General features: G+C 69.5%; 13 protein-coding genes and 1 pseudogene. 7 read left to right on the top strand and 7 right to left on the bottom strand.

Annotation, left to right across the window (positions count from 1 at the left end; all coding sequences use genetic code 11):
- Window positions 1–50 precede the first annotated feature (50 nt).
- Both hflX and KXC42_RS09890 read left to right on the top strand, forming a co-directional pair.
- The gene (gene hflX, locus KXC42_RS09885) at window positions 51–1,517 is read left to right on the top strand and encodes a GTPase HflX (protein WP_006551306.1); all 1,467 of its coding nucleotides are present in this window, start codon (window positions 51–53) and stop codon (window positions 1,515–1,517) included.
- A complete protein-coding gene (locus KXC42_RS09890; protein ID WP_219130258.1) occupies window positions 1,517–2,557 on the top strand; it encodes a hypothetical protein in 1,041 nt (346 codons plus the stop codon). The genes hflX and KXC42_RS09890 overlap by 1 nt, the downstream gene beginning before the upstream one ends.
- A 77-nt stretch (window positions 2,558–2,634) precedes the next feature.
- Here the strand turns inward: KXC42_RS09890 and KXC42_RS09895 are convergent, their stop codons facing one another.
- The 4 genes from KXC42_RS09895 to KXC42_RS09910 form a co-directional block, all read right to left on the bottom strand.
- Complete coding sequence (locus KXC42_RS09895) at window positions 2,635–2,892, bottom strand: HPr family phosphocarrier protein (RefSeq protein ID WP_006551308.1); 258 nt, start codon at window positions 2,890–2,892, stop codon at window positions 2,635–2,637.
- A 63-nt stretch (window positions 2,893–2,955) separates the two neighbouring features.
- Entirely contained in the window at window positions 2,956–5,046 is a 2,091-nt protein-coding gene (locus KXC42_RS09900) for a fructose-specific PTS transporter subunit EIIC (RefSeq protein WP_006551309.1), read from the bottom strand.
- 8 nt (window positions 5,047–5,054) lie between these two features.
- Entirely contained in the window at window positions 5,055–6,044 is a 990-nt protein-coding gene (gene pfkB / locus KXC42_RS09905; protein WP_024100688.1) for a 1-phosphofructokinase, read from the bottom strand.
- Window positions 6,041–6,808 (bottom strand): DeoR/GlpR family DNA-binding transcription regulator, encoded by a 768-nt coding sequence (locus KXC42_RS09910; protein WP_019289185.1) that lies wholly within the window; start codon window positions 6,806–6,808, stop codon window positions 6,041–6,043. The genes pfkB and KXC42_RS09910 overlap by 4 nt, the downstream gene beginning before the upstream one ends.
- A 133-nt stretch (window positions 6,809–6,941) precedes the next feature.
- Here KXC42_RS09910 and ptsP point away from each other — a divergent pair, with 133 nt between their 5' ends.
- From ptsP to KXC42_RS09925, 3 genes are all read left to right on the top strand, one after another.
- Entirely contained in the window at window positions 6,942–8,609 is a 1,668-nt protein-coding gene (gene ptsP, locus KXC42_RS09915; RefSeq protein ID WP_033096545.1) for a phosphoenolpyruvate--protein phosphotransferase, read from the top strand.
- A 131-nt stretch (window positions 8,610–8,740) separates the two neighbouring features.
- Window positions 8,741–10,033 (top strand): solute carrier family 23 protein, encoded by a 1,293-nt coding sequence (locus KXC42_RS09920; protein ID WP_051121547.1) that lies wholly within the window; start codon window positions 8,741–8,743, stop codon window positions 10,031–10,033.
- A 171-nt stretch (window positions 10,034–10,204) separates the two neighbouring features.
- Window positions 10,205–11,347, top strand: coding sequence for an acyl-CoA dehydrogenase family protein (locus KXC42_RS09925; RefSeq protein WP_006551314.1), 1,143 nt, complete (start codon window positions 10,205–10,207; stop codon window positions 11,345–11,347).
- A 76-nt stretch (window positions 11,348–11,423) separates the two neighbouring features.
- Here KXC42_RS09925 and lexA read toward each other — a convergent pair whose 3' ends face one another.
- Entirely contained in the window at window positions 11,424–12,134 is a 711-nt protein-coding gene (lexA, locus tag KXC42_RS09930) for a transcriptional repressor LexA (protein ID WP_006551315.1), read from the bottom strand.
- A gap of 253 nt (window positions 12,135–12,387) precedes the next feature.
- Here lexA and KXC42_RS27165 point away from each other — a divergent pair, with 253 nt between their 5' ends.
- Together KXC42_RS27165 and nrdR are read left to right on the top strand one after the other, a co-directional pair.
- Window positions 12,388–12,963 carry a LysM peptidoglycan-binding domain-containing protein gene (locus KXC42_RS27165; protein WP_257606096.1) on the top strand — a complete coding sequence of 192 codons (576 nt, stop codon included), beginning with the start codon at window positions 12,388–12,390 and terminating at the stop codon, window positions 12,961–12,963.
- A gap of 193 nt (window positions 12,964–13,156) precedes the next feature.
- Entirely contained in the window at window positions 13,157–13,627 is a 471-nt protein-coding gene (gene nrdR / locus KXC42_RS09940; protein WP_006551317.1) for a transcriptional regulator NrdR, read from the top strand.
- A gap of 41 nt (window positions 13,628–13,668) precedes the next feature.
- Here the strand turns inward: nrdR and hrpA are convergent, their stop codons facing one another.
- A complete protein-coding gene (gene hrpA / locus KXC42_RS09945; RefSeq protein ID WP_219130259.1) occupies window positions 13,669–17,562 on the bottom strand; it encodes an ATP-dependent RNA helicase HrpA in 3,894 nt (1,297 codons plus the stop codon).
- 73 nt (window positions 17,563–17,635) lie between these two features.
- Window positions 17,636–18,431, bottom strand: a pseudogene (locus KXC42_RS09950) (LLM class flavin-dependent oxidoreductase); the annotation flags it as partial.
- Between the last annotated feature and the right edge of the window lie 3 nt (window positions 18,432–18,434).

The raw sequence follows: 18,434 nt of genomic DNA on the forward strand, positions 1-18,434 counted from the left end.
CAGAAAAACTCGAATGCACCGATTCGGGCTTCGTGACACCATGGAGGTGTATGACGAACACACAGCGCATGCATCGCGCAACCACAGATGACAGCACTCCGACCGCGTACGACGCATCCGGAGGCTGGACCGCCGAGGATCCGTCCGTCGGCGAGATGCAACTCGAAGACCGTAGCGCGTTGCGGCGTGTGGCCGGTCTGTCCACCGAACTCGAGGACATCACCGAGGTCGAATACCGCCAGCTCCGACTCGAGCGTGTCGTGCTCGTCGGTGTCTGGACGGGCGGAACGGCCGCCCAGGCGGAAGCGAGCCTGGCCGAGCTGGCCGCGCTCGCCGAGACTGCGGGCTCCGAGGTCCTCGAAGGCCTGGTCCAACGTCGTGACCGGCCCGATGCCTCCACCTACATCGGCTCCGGCAAAGCCGACGAACTCCGGGAGATCGTCCTGTCCACCGGCGCAGACACCGTGATCTGCGACGGCGAACTCACCCCCGCCCAGCTCACCGCGCTGGAGAAGGTCGTCAAGGTCAAGGTCATCGACCGGACCGCGCTGATCCTCGACATCTTCGCCCAGCACGCCACCTCGCGAGAGGGCAAGGCACAGGTCTCCCTCGCACAGATGGAGTACATGCTCCCGCGTCTGCGTGGCTGGGGCGAATCGATGTCGCGGCAGGCCGGTGGCCGTGCCGGCAGCAACGGCGGTGTGGGCCTGCGCGGTCCCGGTGAGACGAAGATCGAGACCGACCGTCGCCGGATCCGTGAGCGGATGGCCAAGCTCCGTCGCGAGATCAAGGCGATGAAGGCCGCGCGCGACACCAAGCGCACCCGGCGTCTGCGCAACAAGATCCCGTCCGTCGCGATCGTGGGATACACCAACGCCGGTAAGTCGAGCCTGCTCAACAAGCTCACCGGCTCCGGTGTCCTGGTGCAGAACGCACTGTTCGCGACCCTCGACCCGACGACCCGCCGGTCGGCGCTGCCCGACGGCCGCGAGTACGTGCTCACCGACACCGTCGGTTTCGTCCGGCACCTCCCGACCCAGCTGGTCGAGGCGTTCCGGTCGACTCTCGAGGAGGTCGCCGACGCCGATGTGCTGCTCCACGTCGTCGACGGCTCCGACCCCATGCCCACAGAGCAGATCAAGGCGGTGCGCGAAGTCGTCACCGAGGTGCTCCGCGAATCGGACGCACCGCCGCCGCCGGAACTGATCGTCGTCAACAAGATCGATGCCGCCGACCCGGTCACCCTGACGCAGTTGCGCAGCGCGATCCCCGGCGCGGTGTTCGTCTCCGCGCACACCGGCGTGGGCGTCGAGGAGTTGCAGACCCAGCTCGCGGGTCTGCTCGAGGATCCCGACGTCGAGGTGAAGCTGCTCCTGCCGTACACCCGCGGTGATCTGCTCGCGCGCATCCATTCGGACGGTCAGATCCTGTCGTCCGAGCACGAGGTGGACGGCACGCGGGTGCACGCGAAGGTGCCGGCAGCGCTGGCGTCGGCATTGGTCGACTTCGCGGCCTGATGCGGGTCGTACGCCGGGCGGCGCTGCTCGCTGCCGTCGCGGCGTTCGTGCCGGTCTCGCACGCAGGCGCGCAGGACGCTGGGACTCCGGTCGCGGATCTGCCGACCGAGATGCTGTGTACCCCCGACGATCCCGTGCTCACCGAACTGTCCGGCCTCGCGACGATCGGCGACCGGCTGTTCGCGACGCCCGATGCCGGGGAGGACGAACGCATCGTCGAACTCGACGACGATTGCTCGGTGCTGCAACGCGTTCCGTCGCCCGTCGATCCCTACGACGTCGAGGATCTCGCCGCGGGGCCCGACGGCCGGTTGTGGCTCGGGGATCTCGGCGACAACACCCGCGTCCGCGAGACGATCGCGCTCATCTCCCTCGATCCCGACACCGGGCAGGGAGATCTGCACCGGCTGACCTATCCCGACGGTCCCCGCGACGCCGAGACCGTGCTCGTCTCCGCGACAGGCGAACCTGTGATCGTGACGAAGGCGCTGTTCGGCTCGAGCAATGTCTACCGGCCCGCACGCGGACTCACGATCGACGGACTCCCCGTGCCGGGACCTGCCCCCCTCGAGAGGGTCGGGTCGCTGGCACTCGGACCGTCGGACACCCCCGGCGGTCCCATTCCCGGTGCGTCCTCCTCGATGATCACCGGCGGTGCGGTCAACGCCGACGGGACGGTCGCGGCGGTCCGCACCTACACCGACGTCTACCTGTTCCACGTCCCCGACGGCGATCTCGCGTCCGCTCTGGTCGCCGGTCCGCGCTTCCGCGTCCCGGTCCCGGACGAACCGCAGGGCGAAGCCGTCGCATTCACCGCCGACGGTGACCTGGTCACCGCGTCCGAGCGCGGCGCGGCAGGCACGGAGAATCCACCGATCCATATCCGTCGCGGTGCGACCGATCTCTTCGCACCCGCGGACGACGATGCCGCGGACGAGATGTCGCCCGCGGCACTGCCGGTCGTCGGTGCGGGCGTGGCCGCCGGAGTCATCGCCCTCGGGGTGCTCGGACTCGTCGTCCGGCGCCGCGCCCGCCGCTGAGATCAGACGCCGCGACCGCGGCCGAGATCAGACGCCGCGACCGCGGCTGAGATCAGACGCCGCGACCGCGGCCGAGATCAGGCGTCGAGGTCCGCGGCGACCAGCTCCGCGACCTGCGCGAGGACCGCGTCGTCATCGCACGAGATCGTGACCTGCGTGCCCTTTTCTGCGCCGAGCGTCATGATCATCAGGGCCGAACCGGCGTCGACGGGCTCGCCGCCGTCGACCGCGAGGGTCACGGGGACACCGGCCGCGACCACGGCCTCGGCGATGATCCCTGCAGGACGGGCGTGCAGGCCGATGGACGAACCGACGGCAACGGTGGTGCTGGGCATGGGAATCTCCTTCGTGGTGGGGAAGTGCAGGAAGTCGGGTAGATCAGGCGCGTGCCGCTGTGATCAGGAGCGTGCCGCTACGGGCTGGGGATTCGCCTCGTCGGCGGCAACCCGGGCGGGACGCGTGATCGACTTGGCGATACTGACCGCGAGTGCGGCGACCACCGTACCGGCTGCCAGTGCGATCAGGAACCACACGACGCGGTCCATCGCGAACAGCACGAACAATCCGCCGTGGGGAGCGGTGAGCGTGACACCCGTCGCCATGACGATGCCGCCGGTCACGGCGCCGCCGAGCATCATCGACGGGATGACCCGGAACGGGTCGGCCGCCGCGAACGGGATGGCGCCCTCCGAGATGAACGATGCACCGAGCAGCCAGGCGGCCTTGCCGTTCTCGCGTTCGGCCGTGCTGTAGAGACGCGGACGCACCAGCGACGACAGTGCCATGGCGAGCGGCGGAACCATACCGGCGGCCATGACCGCCGCCATGATCTCGAGCGAACCGGTGTTGGCGACGTCGAGACCCGCGACCGCGAAGGCGTAGGCGGCCTTGTTGACCGGTCCGCCGAGGTCGAAGCACATCATCAGGCCGAGGATCGCACCGAGCAGCACCGCGGAACCACCGGACAGACCGTTGAGCCAGTCGGTGAGACCGGTCGTGATCGCGGCGAGCGGGCGACCGAGCAGCAGGAACATGAGCCCACCGACGATCAGGCTCGCGAGCAGCGGGATGATCACCACGGGCATCAGGCCACGAGCCCAAGTGGGCAGCGGGATACGGCCGACCCACAGGGCCGCGAAGCCGGCGATGATGCCACCGACCAGACCGCCGATGAAACCGGCGCCGACGAAGACGGCCACCGCACCGGCGGTGAAGCCCGGAGCCAGACCCGGACGGTCCGCGATCGCGAAGGCGATGTACCCGGCCAGTGCCGGGACGAGGAACGAGAACGCCAACGAGCCGATCTGGTACAGCACCGCACCGAGATAAGTGCCGAGCCCACCCTCGGGAAGGTTGGTGAGCGTGTTGTCGAGGACGATGTCGGCGGCCGAGTCGGTGATGTCGGGACCGGCGAGCAGGAAGCCCAGAGCGATGAGCAGACCACCGGCCGCGACGAACGGGATCATGTAACTCACACCGGTGAGCAGGATCTGCCGCAGCCGGGTACCCCAACCGAGGTCGCTGCCGCTCTCCGACTCACCCGCCGGGGCGCCCGCGGTGCCCTCGACGGTGCGTGCGGACGGATCGGTGGCGGCCCGCAGGGCCTCGTCGACCATGGTGTCCGGTTCGTTGATCGCGCGCTTGACGCCCGATGCGATCACGGGCTTCCCGGCGAACCGTTCGCGGCCCTTGACCCCCACGTCGGTGGCGAAGATGACGGCGTCGGCGCCGGCGATCACGTCGGGGGGCAGGGGAGTGCTGCCGCTCGATCCCTGCGTCTCCACCCGGACCGTCACGCCCGCGCGTTCACCGGCGGCGGCCAGCGCATCGGCGGCCATGTACGTGTGCGCGATACCGGTCGGGCACGCGGTGACCGCGACGATCGTGCGGCCTCCGGGCTGTTCCGCGCTCTGCGGAGGCGCGACCGCCGGCTTCGCAGCGGCTGTCGGTGACGGCTGTTCCGGCGCTGCGGTCGAGCCGGCAGGAGCGCTGCCCGACGACTCCGGTCGGGGCGGGAGGACGTCCTCGACCAGCGCGATGACCTCGTCCGCGGACGCGGCCGCGCGCAGCGACGCGACGAAGTCCGGGCGCACGAGTGCACGAGCGAGAGCGGTGAGCAGCTTCATGTGGTCGCCGCCCGCACCTTCGGGCGCGGCAATGAGGAAGACGAGGTCGGCGGGTCCGTCGGGCGCACCGAAGTCGGCCTTCGGGGACAGCCGGGCGAAACCGAGCGACGGCGTGGTCACCGCTTCGCTGCGTGCGTGCGGGATCGCGATCCCGCCGGGAAGGCCGGTGGCGGACTTGGCCTCCCGTTCGAGAACGGCCGCGGTGAGTGCGTCGGCGTCGGATGCGCGACCGTTCGCTGCGAGACGCTCGGCGAGCGCGGCGATGACGGAGTTCTTGTCGGATCCCAGGTCTACATCGAGCGAGACGAGTTCCGTGCCGATGATCGAGGAACCGCCTGCGGAGCCGGAGGTGGTGTCGGACATGACGTTCCTTAGGAGTGGGAGGGGAGCGGTCGGGGTCGGCGGTGGACGTCGGTGACGTGCACTCGGGATGGATCGACGGAATCGGGTGTGGGCAGGGCTGTTCCGGGGAGCGTGACGGCTGCGGTTCCGTACGCCACGGCGAGGCGCAGGCACTCGTCGGGGGTGTGACCGGCCTGCTCGGCGAGCAGATATCCGGCGAGCGACGAGTCGCCCGCGCCGACCGTGCTGCGGACCGTGACGTCGTCGGCGGTGGCCCGCCACGCGCCGGTGGCGGTGACCAGCACCGCGCCCGCACCGCCGAGGGTCGCGAGTACCGCGCCGACCCCGCGTTCCACCAGCACCCGTCCCGCGTCGACCACGGCGCCGACGTCTCCTGCGGCGGCGCCGGATTCGAGTTCGTGGGCGTCCGCGCCGGTGAGCTGGGCCAGTTCGTCGGCGTTCGGCTTGATCACGTCCGGGGCCGCCGCGGGGAACCGCTCGGCGAGGGCGAGCAGTGGCCGCTCGGAGGTGTCGACCGCGATGCGGCATCCGAGACCGCGCAGGGCACCCACGAGATCGGCATACCACGACTCGGGCACACCGGGAGGAAGAGAACCGGACAGGACGGTCCACGCGGCTCCCTGCGCGCATTCCAGCAGGACTGCGTGCAACTCGCCGAGTGTGCGTCCGGTGCAGGGGGTTCCGGGTTCGTTGAGTTTGGTCGTGGTGCCGTCGGGTTCGGCGACGGTGATGTTGTTGCGCGTCGGCCCGGAGGTGGGCACGGCCCGATGGGCGATGCCCTGCTCGTCCAGCGCGGCGAGCAGAGGATCGCCGGCGTTGGCCGGGAGAACGGCGACGACCTCGGTCGTCGCGGCGTGCAGCACACGCGCGACGTTGATCCCCTTGCCGCCCGGATCGACGGTGGATCGCTCGGTGCGATGCACCTTCCCGCGCTCGAGCGGGCCCGTCAGCCCGACCGTGCGATCGAGACTGGGGTTGGCCGTGAGCGTGACGATCATGTCGTCACCACCTCGATTCCGTGTTCGATGAGTTGCCGACGGTCGGTGTCGTCGAGATCGGTGTCGGTGACCAGAACGTCGATCGGTTCGAGCGACGCGAAGCTCAGCAGATTGCGCCGACCGACCTTCGACGAATCGGCGACCACGACGACCCGGTCGGCGGTGCGCACCATCGCGCGCTTGACCGCGGCCTCGTCGGCGTCGGGGGTGGACAGGCCGTGGTCGATGCTCAGCGCGTTGGTGCCGATGAAGGCCACGTCGACGTGCACCGTCGACAAGGTGGCGAGGGCCTCGGCACCCACCGCGGCCTGCGTGACACCGCGGACGCGACCGCCGAGCAGGTGCAGCTGCACGGTGCTCATTGCGGCGAGGCGCGCGGCGATCGGCACCGAGTTGGTGACGACGGTGAGGTCGACCTCGGGCGGCAGCGCTCCGACGATCCTGCCGGTCGTGGTGCCGGCGTCGAAGAGCACGCTTCCGCCGGACGGCGGGAGGAAGGACGTCGCGGCGGCGGCGATGCGGTCCTTGTGTTCGGCGCGGGTGTGTTCGCGCTCGGAGAGGGCAGGCTCGGCCACCGAGAGCGAGGCGGCCGGGATCGCGCCGCCGTGAACCCGCCGCACGAGGCCCAGGCGTTCGAGGTGTGCGAGGTCGCGGCGCACGGTCTCGGTGGTGACGCCGTACCGGTCGGCGAGCACTGCGACCGACACGCGGCCACGTGCCGCCACCAGTGCTGCGATCGCCTGCTGCCGTTCCTCTGCGTACACCGACACTCCTGGGGGTACCCGATCTGTGGGGAAAACAATGTTGGTTTATGTTGTTTTACGCCCGTCTGTGTTGACATGTCAAGGCTTCCGAGTAATCTGAGTCACAACGAACTACTGCGGTGAGGAGATCTCCATGGAGCAGTCGGCGTCCGTCCTGTACGGCACCCCCGTCGTCCCCGGTATCGGATACGGGCCGGTCATCCGTCCCGTCGCGCGTCCTGTGGTCCCGGCGCAGGGCGCCTCGATCCCCGACACGGCGCGCGAGGCCGAGGTGGGCCGGTTCGAGGACGCCGCGAAGGTCGTGGCCGAGCGGCTGCGCGCCCGCGCCTCGCGTGCATCGGGTGCCGCGGCAGAAGTGCTCCAAGCCACCGCTGTGCTGGTCGAGGACCGCGCCTGGCGCGGGGCGACCGCGACGAAGATCCGGTCCGGATCCGACGCGGTCGGTGCCACCGTCGCCGCCACCGACCAGTTCGCGGCCCTGTTCGAGAAGATGGGCGGGCTGCAGTCCGAGCGGGTCACCGACCTGCTCGACATCCGCGACCGCGTGATCGCCGAACTGCAGGGCGCCCCCGAACCCGGTCTCGAGATGCCCGATTCGCCGTCCGTGCTCCTCGCGGCCGATCTCGCACCCGCCGACACCGCCGGACTCGACCCGTCCGTCGTCGTCGCGCTGGCCACCTCCCTCGGAGGACCCACGAGCCACACCGCGATCATCGCGCGCCAGCTCGGCATCCCGTGTGTCGTCGCGGTGGCAGGTCTCGACGACGTCCCTGCCGGCACCGAGGTGCTGGTCGACGGCGCGACGGGCCGGATCGTGATCTCCCCGGACAGCGCCGAGGCCGCAGCCGAGGTCGAACGCGACCGCGTCGAGCGCGAGCGGGTGGCGGGCTGGTCCGGTCCCGGCGCCACCGCCGACGGTCACCCGGTCGAGATCCTCGCCAACGTGCAGGACGGATCGGGTGCCCGCGCGGCGCGCCGGACGCCGGCGCAGGGCGTCGGACTGTTCCGCACCGAGTTGTGTTTCCTCGACCGCGACACCGAACCGACGGTGGACGAGCAGGCCGACATCTATGCGGAGGTCTTCGAGGCGTTCGAGGGACGGAAGGTCGTCCTGCGGACCCTCGACGCCGGCTCCGACAAGCCCCTCCGGTTCGCCAACCACCCCGACGAACACAATCCCGCCCTCGGCGTCCGCGGTATCCGCATCACGACCACGGCGCCGGGAGTCCTCGATCGTCAGCTCGACGCGGTGGCCGCCGCGGCCTCGCGCACCGGCGCCACGCCGTGGGTCATGGCACCGATGGTGGCGACCGTCTCGGAGGCGGCCGATTTCGCCGCGCGGGTGCGCGTGCGCGGGCTGTCACCCGGCGTCATGATCGAGGTTCCGTCCGCGGCGCTGCTCGCCGATCGGTTGCTCGAACACCTGGACTTCCTGTCGATCGGCACCAACGACCTTGCCCAGTACACGATGGCGGCCGATCGGATGTCGCCGCAGCTGGCCGCACTCACCGACCCGTGGCAGCCCGCGGTGCTCGCACTCGTGGCCCGCGCGGCGCAGGCCGGGGCGGCCGCGAGCAAGCCGGTGGGGGTGTGCGGCGAGGCGGCGGCCGACCCGCTCCTCGCCTGCGTCCTGACCGGAATGGGCGTGACGTCCCTGTCGTGCGCCGCGTCGGCGGTGACGGGTGTCGGCGCCCGGCTCTCCTCGGTCCCGATGGACCGTTGCCGTGAGGCGGCCGAGGCGGTCCTCGCGAGCGACGACCCCGTCGCGGCACGTGCCGCGGCAGCGAAACTGCTGGACTGAGCGGCGCGGCCGGGACGGCCTGTTCTACGCGGCCGGGACGGCCTGTTCTACGCGGCCGGGACGGCCTGTTCTACGCGGCCGGGGCGGTCTGTTCTACGCCGATGAGGCTGCCGGTTCTACGATGACCTGTCGTGACCGAACGAGCGAACACGACCGGACGCACGACCACACGCCGCGGCTGGACCCTGCACGGCGACGGACGTCGCATCAACCCCGGTGCGGTGGTCGCACCGCACGAGCGACTGTCGTGGCCGCGCACCATCGGCATCGGGATGCAGCACGTCATCGCGATGTTCGGCGCCACCCTGCTCGTGCCGACGATCACGGGCTTCCCCGTCACGACCACGCTGCTGTTCTCCGGTATCGGCACCGCGCTGTTCCTGATCATCACGCGCGGCCGGGTGCCCAGCTATCTCGGTTCGTCTTTCGCGTTCATCGCGCCGCTCAGCGCCTCGGCCGGTTCCGGTCCGGCAGCGCAGCTCGGCGGGATCGTCGCCGTCGGTATCGTGTTGGTGCTTGTCGGCCTCGTGGTCAAGGCGGCGGGTTCGCGCATCATCGACGCGGTCATGCCGCCGGTGGTCACCGGGGCGATCGTCGCCCTCATCGGCCTCAACCTCGCGCCGACGGCCACCGGATCGTTCGAAGCCCAACCGCTCGTCGCCACGATCACGCTCGTGGTCACACTGCTCGTGACGGTGGTCGGCCCGGGCATGCTCGGCCGCCTCGGCATCCTCGTCGGTGTGATCGTCGGATGGATCTTCGCGGCGTTCACCGGGGCGATCGCGTCCGAGCGCATCGACGCCCTGCGCGACGCGGCGTGGTTCGGTCTGCCCGATCTGCACGGCCCCACCTTCGAACTGTCGGTCGTGCTGTTGGCGCTGCCCGTCGTCGTCGTGCTGGTCGCGGAGAACGTAGGCCACGTCAAGGCGGTCGCCGCGATGACCGGTCGAAACCTCGACGACATGGCCGGCAATGCGCTCATCGCCGACGGCCTTGCGACCACCCTCGCGGGTGCGGGCGGCGGCTCGGGCACGACCACCTATGCCGAGAACATCGGCGTCATGGCGGCCACGCGCGTGTACTCGACCGCTGCATACGCCGTTGCGGCGGTCACCGCCGTCGTGCTGGCCTTCTCGCCGAAGTTCGGTGCGCTGGTGTTCACCGTGCCCGAGGGCGTCCTCGGCGGCGCGACCCTCGTGCTCTACGGCCTGATCGGCATCCTCGGTGTCCGCATCTGGACGGAGGCGAAGGTCGACTTCACGGATCCGGTCAACCTCACGGTCGCGGCCGCGGCGCTCGTCGCCGGCATCGGCGACCTGACCTTGTCGATCGGCTCGGTCGAACTCGGCGGTATCGCCTGGGGTTCGATCGGCATCCTCGTCGCGTACCCGCTGCTGCGCAGACTCGCGGATCTGCGCCGCTGACCGGAACCCGGCGCATCGGCCGACACCGACCCGTGCCCGCGGGTCGTTCGATACCGACGCGTACCCGCCGGGGTTGTCCGGGTCACAAAATGCGCTCGGTTGTGTCAGCGTCACCGCGCCCTCGTCTGCATACCGTGAGTATGTCGAACGACGTCTCACACAGGAGCGCAGATGCAACGCACCCTTTTCGAGCCCGAGCACGACCTCTTCCGGGAGTCGTACCGGAAGTTCCTCGAACAGGAGGTGGCCCCCTTCCACGAGCAGTGGGAGAAGGACAAGATCGTCGACCGTGAGGTGTGGAAGAAGGCCGGCGCGCAGGGCTTCCTCGGCATGGCGGTGCCGGAGGAGTACGGCGGCGGTGGCATGGACGACTTCCGCTACAACGCCATCATGGCCGAGGAGACCACCAAGCTGGGCTTCAGTGGTCTGGGCTTCATGCTGCACAACGATGTCGTCGCTCCCTACCTGCTCGAGCTCGCCAACGAGGAGCAGAAGAAGCGTTGGCTCCCGGGCTTCTGTTCGGGTGAGCTGATCACGGCCATCGCGATGACCGAGCCGGGCACCGGCAGCGACCTGCAGGGCATCAAGACCCGCGCGGTGCGCGACGGTGACGACTGGGTCCTCAACGGCGCCAAGACGTTCATCACCAACGGCATCCACTCCGATCTGGTGATCGTCGTCGCATGCACCGACCCGGAGAAGGGCGCCCAGGGCTTCTCGCTGCTCGTCGTCGAGCGCGGCATGCCGGGCTTCGAGCGGGGACGCAACCTCGACAAGATCGGCCTCGACGCGCAGGACACGGCGGAGCTCAGCTTCAACGACGTTCGCGTCCCGGCGGCCAACCTCCTCGGCCAGGAGGGCATGGGCTTCATCTACCTGATGCAGAACCTGCCGCAGGAACGTCTCGCGATCGCCGTCGTCGCCGCTGCTGCGATGGAGCGCGTGCTCGACGACACGATCCAGTACTGCCGCGACCGCAAGGCGTTCGGCAAGCCGATCGGCAAGTTCCAGAACACCCGCTTCGAGCTCGCCGAGCTCGCCACCGAGACCCAGCTGGCCCGGGTGTTCGTGGACCGGTGCATCGAGCTGCTGAACGAGAAGAAGCTCACCGTCCAGGAGGCCGCGATGGCCAAGTACTGGACCACCGACAAGCAGGTCGAGCTGATCGACCGCTGCCTGCAGCTGCACGGTGGCTACGGCTACATGCGCGAGTACCCGGTCGCCAAGGCGTACCTCGATGCCCGCGTGCAGAAGATCTACGGCGGCACGAACGAGATCATGAAGGAAGTCATCGGGCGCGGCCTCAACGTCTGAGGCACGTACGAGAAGGTCGGGGTGGCTCCGCTGTGCGGAGCCACCCCGTTCTCGTTCGTCTCCGGTGGCCCGGGGGTCAGATCTTGCGGACGACCGTGACGACCTTGCCGAGGACGACTGCGTCGTTGCCCGGGATGGGTTCGAACATCGGGTTGTGCGGCATGAGCCAGACGTCGCCGTCGACCCGCTTGAACGTCTTGACGGTGGCCTCGCCGTCGAGCATCGCGGCGACGATATCGCCGTTGTCGGCGACGTTCTGCTGCCGGACGACCACCCAGTCGCCGTCGCAGATGGCTGCGTCGATCATCGACTGGCCGACGACCTTGAGCAGGAACAGCGAGCCCTGACCGACGAGTTCGCGCGGCAGCGGGAAGACATCCTCGACCGATTCCTCGGCCAGGATCGGACCACCGGCAGCGATCCGGCCGACGACGGGAACCATTGCCGCCGAAGGGATGTCGTCGGTCGACGAGCCGGCGACCACCTCGGGCGAGGACTCGGGTGCGGGGGTGGGCTCGAGACCGCGGACGTCCACGGCACGCGGACGGTTCGGATCCCGGCGCAGGAAGCCCTTCCGTTCGAGCGTGCGCAGCTGGTGTGCGACGGAGGATGTGGAGTTGAGGCCGACGGCGTCGCCGATCTCACGGATGCTCGGCGGGTACCCCCGTTCGCTGACGGAATCGCGGATGACCTCGAGCACACGACGCTGACGCTCGGTGAGGCTCGCGGTGGGATCGTCGGTCGCGGGTCCGCCCCGGCGGGCTGTGGATGTTCCGTCCGCCTTCATCGTGACCTCCGTGCGGCGAGTGTCGGATGGGTTGCAAGTTGCCTTTCGAATCTATCGAGATCCCGCGCGTATATCAAACAGATGTTCGAGATTCACCCTCCGAGGAGCTGCCGTCAGGCTGTGACTCGTGATAGAACATTCGAACAGACTTTCGTTCGAACACATGATCGAGTTCTCGGACGGGGTCGGAAGACCACGCACAGCGACACGGACGGGGTCGGAAGACCACGCACAGCGACACGGAGGATTTCCGATGAGCAGAGCGGTTCGGATCGACACGGCGGTTCCGGTGGGTACGGCGCGACAGGGCGCGGTGGTCCGAACCGGTGCCTCAGTCCGGACGAGCACGGCAGGGCGGACCGTCGTGGGCCCGCCGGGAGCAGGTGCGCCCGGGGCGGCGGCATATCGCATCCGGCCGATCGCGACGTCGACGCTGCACCATCGCACCCGTGTCCCGGCGCGGACGAGACCGCGCGTCGCCGCGCCCTCGCGGGAACCCCTGCACCGCCGTTCGGAGATCAGACCGCGCAGTCGCCGGCCTGCGGAGGGGACGAGCTGGCGGCAGATGGCCACGACGGTGCTCCTCACCGCGCTCGCGACCACGATGCTCCTCGTGCTCGCTCACGTGCGCACCGATGAGGTGATCTCGCAGAGCGCCGGCACCACGGTCGTGCGAGAGGGGGAGAGCCTGGAGGCCTTGGCCGCTCGCGTGTGGCCCGACGTCCCGGTCGACGTCACGGTCGCGAGGATCGCCGACCTCAACTCGCTCGACGGTACGGCCGTGCAGGCCGGAATCCGCCTCCTCTTGCCGGATTTTAGCCGGGAATGAGGGCGTCGTGGCCCCGCCCGACCCGCGATCCGCTCCCGAGCCGGACAGGCGGGTATTGTCTAACACTGTCAGTCACACCACTCCGTGTGGTTGCGGCGGTGTCGGCCCACTCGCGGGTGGAGACGGTTCCGGTCGGGAGACATCGCTTCGGCGCCGACGTCGCGACCCGCACGGGCACGACGAAGGAACCGACATGTACTGCCCGTATTGCCGCCATCCCGATTCCCGGGTGGTCGATTCGCGCGAGGCAGACGAGGGTGCCGCGATCCGTCGTCGGCGGGCGTGTCCCGAATGCGGGCGCCGCTTCACCACAGTCGAGACGGCCGTGCTGTCCGTCGTCAAGCGCAGCGGCGTGACCGAGCCGTTCAGCCGCGAGAAGGTCGTGCGCGGCGTGGCCCGCGCCTGCCAGGGGCGCGATGTCGACAACGACGCACTCAACAAGCTCGCGCAGCAGGTCGAGGACGCGGTGCGGGCGAAGGGCTCACCCGAGGTCCCGAGCCACGAGGTCGGACTGGCGATCCTCGGACCCCTACGCGATCTCGACGAGGTTGCCTATCTTCGATTCGCCTCGGTCTACCGTTCCTTCAGTTCTGCAGAGGATTTCGAACGCGAGATTCAGGAACTGCGCGAGCACAAGAAGTCCTGCTCGGTCGAGACCGACTGAGCGACCCGGTCGAAGCCGACCGCACGCCGCCGGTCCGGTCGCTACCGGATCCCGTCGATCGCCTTCAGGACGCGCTTCTCCGACACCGGGATCCGCGTTCCGAGACCCTGCGCGAACAGGCTCACGCGCAGTTCCTCGATCATCCAGTAGATCTCGACCACCTCGGGCGCGGCGCGCCGTTCCTCCGGCAGTCGTGCGAGTAGCTTGTCGTAGGCGCCGTAGACGCGATCGAGCACATCCATTCCCGCGGCATCGCGATGCGCACTCGCCGGCAACGCCTCCAGGCGTTGCGCGGCCGCGGTGAGATAGCGCGGCAGGTCGGCGATCCGCCGCGACCCCAGATCGGTGACGAAGCCGGGGAACAGCAACGACTGCAGCTGTTCGCGTACGTCGTCGGCAGCTTCGCCGTCCGACCGATCGAGGAGCACACCCACCTCGTGGGCGCGGGACAGCACGGGCACAACCGCTTTCACCAGACGGGCCACGCGCCCCGGCAGGTGTGACCGCACCGTGGACGCGAGCGCCTCGAACTCGTCGGGCGTGCGCACGGGTGCGCCGTGTGCGGCGATAAGTTCGTCCACCGCGCAGGCACGGCAGTCCTCGATCAGCGCTTCGAACGATCCGTCGGGGTTCCGCCCGAGCGCGAGCCGCTCCATGTTGGTCAGCCCCGAGGTCACGGCCTTCGCCTTCGTCGGTGCCGACGACAGAAGCAGTGCACGCAACCCCTGACGCGTCGCGTTCTGCTGGGCCTGCGGTGTGCTGAGCACGCGCACCGCGACGCCGTCCTTCTCCGCGACCAGGGCAGGGTAACCGGTGACCTTCCGGCCACCGACCTCGCGGGTGACGGTCTCCGGCAGGTTCCCGAGGGTCTCGGCCGTCCACACCACCGCCGCGGGACGTTCGGTGCCCGCAGCGGCGCGCGAGACCTCCGCTTCGACCCGCGGAGCCAACTTCTTCCGCAGGGCCGCCAGGCTCTTGCTGCGGCCGAGCACGGTGCCGCGCTCGTCGACCGCGGCGAAGGTCATCCGCAGATGGTCGGGCAACGCACCGGTATCGAAGTCCGAGGACTCGATCGTGCACCGGCCGAGCCGGGACAGCTCGCGGGCCATCGCATTGACGAGCGGTTCGGAGCGCGGCGTCACCGAGGCGAGGGCGGCCGCTGCGAAATCGGGAGCCGGTACGACCTGCCTCCGGAGGTGTTTCGGCAGGGTCTTGATGAGGGCCGTGACCAGCTCGGTCCGCATCCCGGGTACCAGCCAGTCGAAACCGACGGACTTGAGGTTCGCGAGCAGCGCGACGGGGACGCGGGCGGTGACACCGTCCTCCTCCGTGCCCGGCTCGAACTGGTAGGTGAGGGGGAACTGGATCTCGCCCTGGCGCCACGCGTCCGGGTAGTCGCCCTCGAGCACCGAGGCGGCGTCCTGGTTCACCACGGTGTCCGGCGTGAACGTCAGCAGGTCGGGTTGCTGCCTGCGGGTCTTCTTCCACCACGTGTCGAAGTGCCGGGCCGAGATCGCCTCCGGGCCGACCCGCTGGTCGTAGAAGTCGAACAGGGTCTCGTCGTCGACGACGATGTCGCGCCGGCGCGCACGGTGTTCGAGTTCCTCGACGTCCTCGAGCAGCGCCCGGTTGTCGTGGAAGAACTTGTGCTGCGTGCGCCATTCGCCTTGCACGAGGGCGTGGCGGATGAACAGTTCGCGCGAGACCTCCGGATCGATCCGTCCGTACGGCACGGGACGCTGGGCGACCAGGGGGATGCCGTAGAGCGTGACGCGTTCGTAGGCCATCGCCGACTCGCGGCGCGTCGACCAGTGCGGCTCCGAGTAGGTGCGCTTGACCAGGTGCGGAGCGAGCTTCTCGACCCATTCGGGTTCGATGCGCGCGGCCGTCCGCGCCCACAGCCGTGAGGTCTCCACGAGTTCGGCGGCCATGACCCAGCGCGGAGGCTTCTTGAACAACGACGATCCCGGGAAGACGGCGAACCGTGCGCCGCGGGCACCGAGGAAGTCGCGCTTGTCGCCCTCGCGAAGACCGATGTGCGACAGCAGACCTGCAAGCAGGGACTTGTGGACGTCGTCGGGATTCACGTCGCGGTGGTGCGTCTGCCAGCCCATGTCGACAGTGATCTGACGGAGCTGCCCCTGCAGGTCCTGCCACTCACGGATCCGCAACCAGTGCAGGAACTCGTCGCGGCACAACCTGCGGAACCTGCTCGACGACAGTTCCCGCCGTTGCTCCTTCAGGTAGTCCCACAATCGCAGGAAGGCCAGGAAGTCCGAGCCCTCGACCGCGAACCGGGCGTGCTTCTCGTCGGCGGCCTGCTGGAACTCGGTCGGGCGTTCGCGCACGTCCTGGATCGACAGGGCCGCGACGATGATGAGCACCTCGCGCAGACATCCGTTCCGGTGGCCCTCGACGATCATGCGGGCCATGCGCGGATCGACGGGCAGGCGGGCGATCTCGCGGCCCGTCGCGGTCAGGCGCGGCGTCTCGCCCTTCTTGGCGGGTTCGAGCGCGCCGAGCTCCTCGAGCAGAGCGATGCCGTCGCGGATCGCGCGGGGATCCGGGGCCTCCACGAACGGGAACGCCTCGATCTCGCCGAGACCGAGCGCCGTCATCTGCAACACTACCGACGCGAGGTTGGTGCGCAGGATCTCGGGCTCGGTGAACTCCGGCCGGCCGTCGAAGTCGTCCTCCGAGTACAGACGGATGCAGATGCCGTCGGCGACACGACCGCACCGTCCGGCGCGCTGCCGCGCCGAGGCCTGCGAGATCGGCTCGATCGGCAGTCGCTGCACCTTCGTCCGCACCGAGTACCGCGAGATACGTGCGGTGCCGGGGTCGACGACGTAGCGGATACCGGGAACCGTCAGGGACGTCTCGGCGACGTTGGTGGACAACACGACCCGCCGGCCCGTGTGCGGTGCGAAGACCCGGTGCTGTTCGGCCGCCGACAGGCGTCCGTAGAGCGGGAGGATCTCGGTGTTGCGGAGCTTGCGGTCGCGCAGTGCGTCGGCGGTGTCGCGGATCTCGCGCTCGCCGGAGAGGAAGACCAGGATGTCGCCGTCGCCCTCGCGCTGGAGTTCCTCGACGGCCTCGCACACCGCGTCGACGGGGTCGCGGTCGACCAGCGTGTCGCCCACCTCGACGGTCAGCGGCCGGTAACGCACCTCGACGGGATAGGTGCGGCCGGAGACCTCCACGATGGGGGCAGGCGTGCCGTTCGCGCCGGCGAAGTGGCGCGCGAAACGTTCGGGGTCGATCGTCGCCGAGGTGATGATCACCTTCAGGTCGGGGCGACGCGGAAGCAGCTGCGCGAGGTAGCCGAGCAGGAAGTCGATGTTGAGGCTGCGCTCGTGCGCCTCGTCGATGATGAGCGTGTCGTACTGGCGCAGCAGGCGGTCGCGCTGGATCTCGGCGAGGAGGATGCCGTCGGTCATCAGCTTGACGAGTGTCGACTCGGTGACCTGATCGTTGAAGCGCACCGTGTATCCGACGGCGTCGCCGAGCTCGGTGTCCAGTTCCTCCGCGAGTCGCTCGGCGACGGCGCGCGCGGCGATACGGCGCGGCTGGGTGTGGCCGATCAGGCCGCGAACCCCGCGCCCGAGTTCGAGGCAGATCTTCGGGATCTGCGTCGTCTTGCCCGAACCGGTCTCTCCGGCGACCACTACGACCTGGTGGTCGCGGATCGCGGCGGCGATGTCGTCCTTGCGCTGCGAGACCGGTAGGTCCTCGGGATAACGGATCTCCGGGACCGACGACGCACGGGACGTGAGCCGGGCGCGGGCGGTCTCGATCTCGGCGGCGACCTCGGTCAGCGCCTCGCCGCCCCGCGCCCGGTCGAGCCTGCGACGGAGGCGGTTCTCGTCGCGGAGGGAGACCTCGGACAGGGCAGCGCGCAGTTCGCGACGATTCGGGGCGGGGGAGATGGACATGCTGATCACACAGCCTAGCGAAACGACCCGGTCGGGGCCGGTCGGGGAGGGCAGGCAGGCCAGGTGGTCGGCCCGCCAGAGCACGCACCCGGCCGATCACTTCACCGAAGGTCTCCCGGTACGGGGCGTGGACCGTGAAGTGGGTGAACCCGTAGCGCTCCCGGCTGTGCAGGATCTGCCCGGCCATCTCGTCGACCGTCCCGATCAGCACGAACGGCGAGTCGAGCAGGTCGTCGGCCTCGGCCGCGGTGGCGATGCGGAACGTCCCCGGTGGCCTCCCCGGCAGCAGGACGGCACCCGCGACACTCACGATGTCGGCGTGGGCGGCGACGACGGAAAAGATCCGGTCGCGGTGCCTCCGACGATCAGGGGCGGGCCGTAGCCGCCGAATCCGCGCCGCTGCACCGGACGGAGCACGGGCAGGTCGAACGCTTCGCGCAACGCCGCCTGCTCGTCGAAGCCGGGCCCGGTGAACGATCGCTGCAGTTCCTGCACGGTGGATTCGAGACGCTCGGCGCGCTCGTCGAAGCGTTCCCACTCGATCCCGGCCGCCTCGAACTCCCATCTCATGTGGCCCCTGCTCCGAGGCCGATCTCGAGCCGGCCGCCGGTGAGCAGATCGGTGGTCGCGATCTCGCGGGCGAGCAGTGCCGGATTCCAGAAACCGGCATCGAGCACCATCGTGCCGACCCGCAGACGCTCGGTGGCACCGGCGGCGGCGACCAGGACGGGGAACGGCGCGGGGACACCGAGATGGTCGGCCGCGTACACCGCGTCGAAACCCGCGTCCTCGACGGCGCGGCACCAGCGAACGAACACATCGGGAGACCCGACCTCGAAGATGTTGACGGAGAAGCGGAACTCGGTCATGGC

Source organism: Rhodococcus sp. LW-XY12, from assembly GCF_019317345.1.
Classification (GTDB): Bacteria; Actinomycetota; Actinomycetes; order Mycobacteriales; family Mycobacteriaceae; genus Rhodococcus; species Rhodococcus pyridinivorans.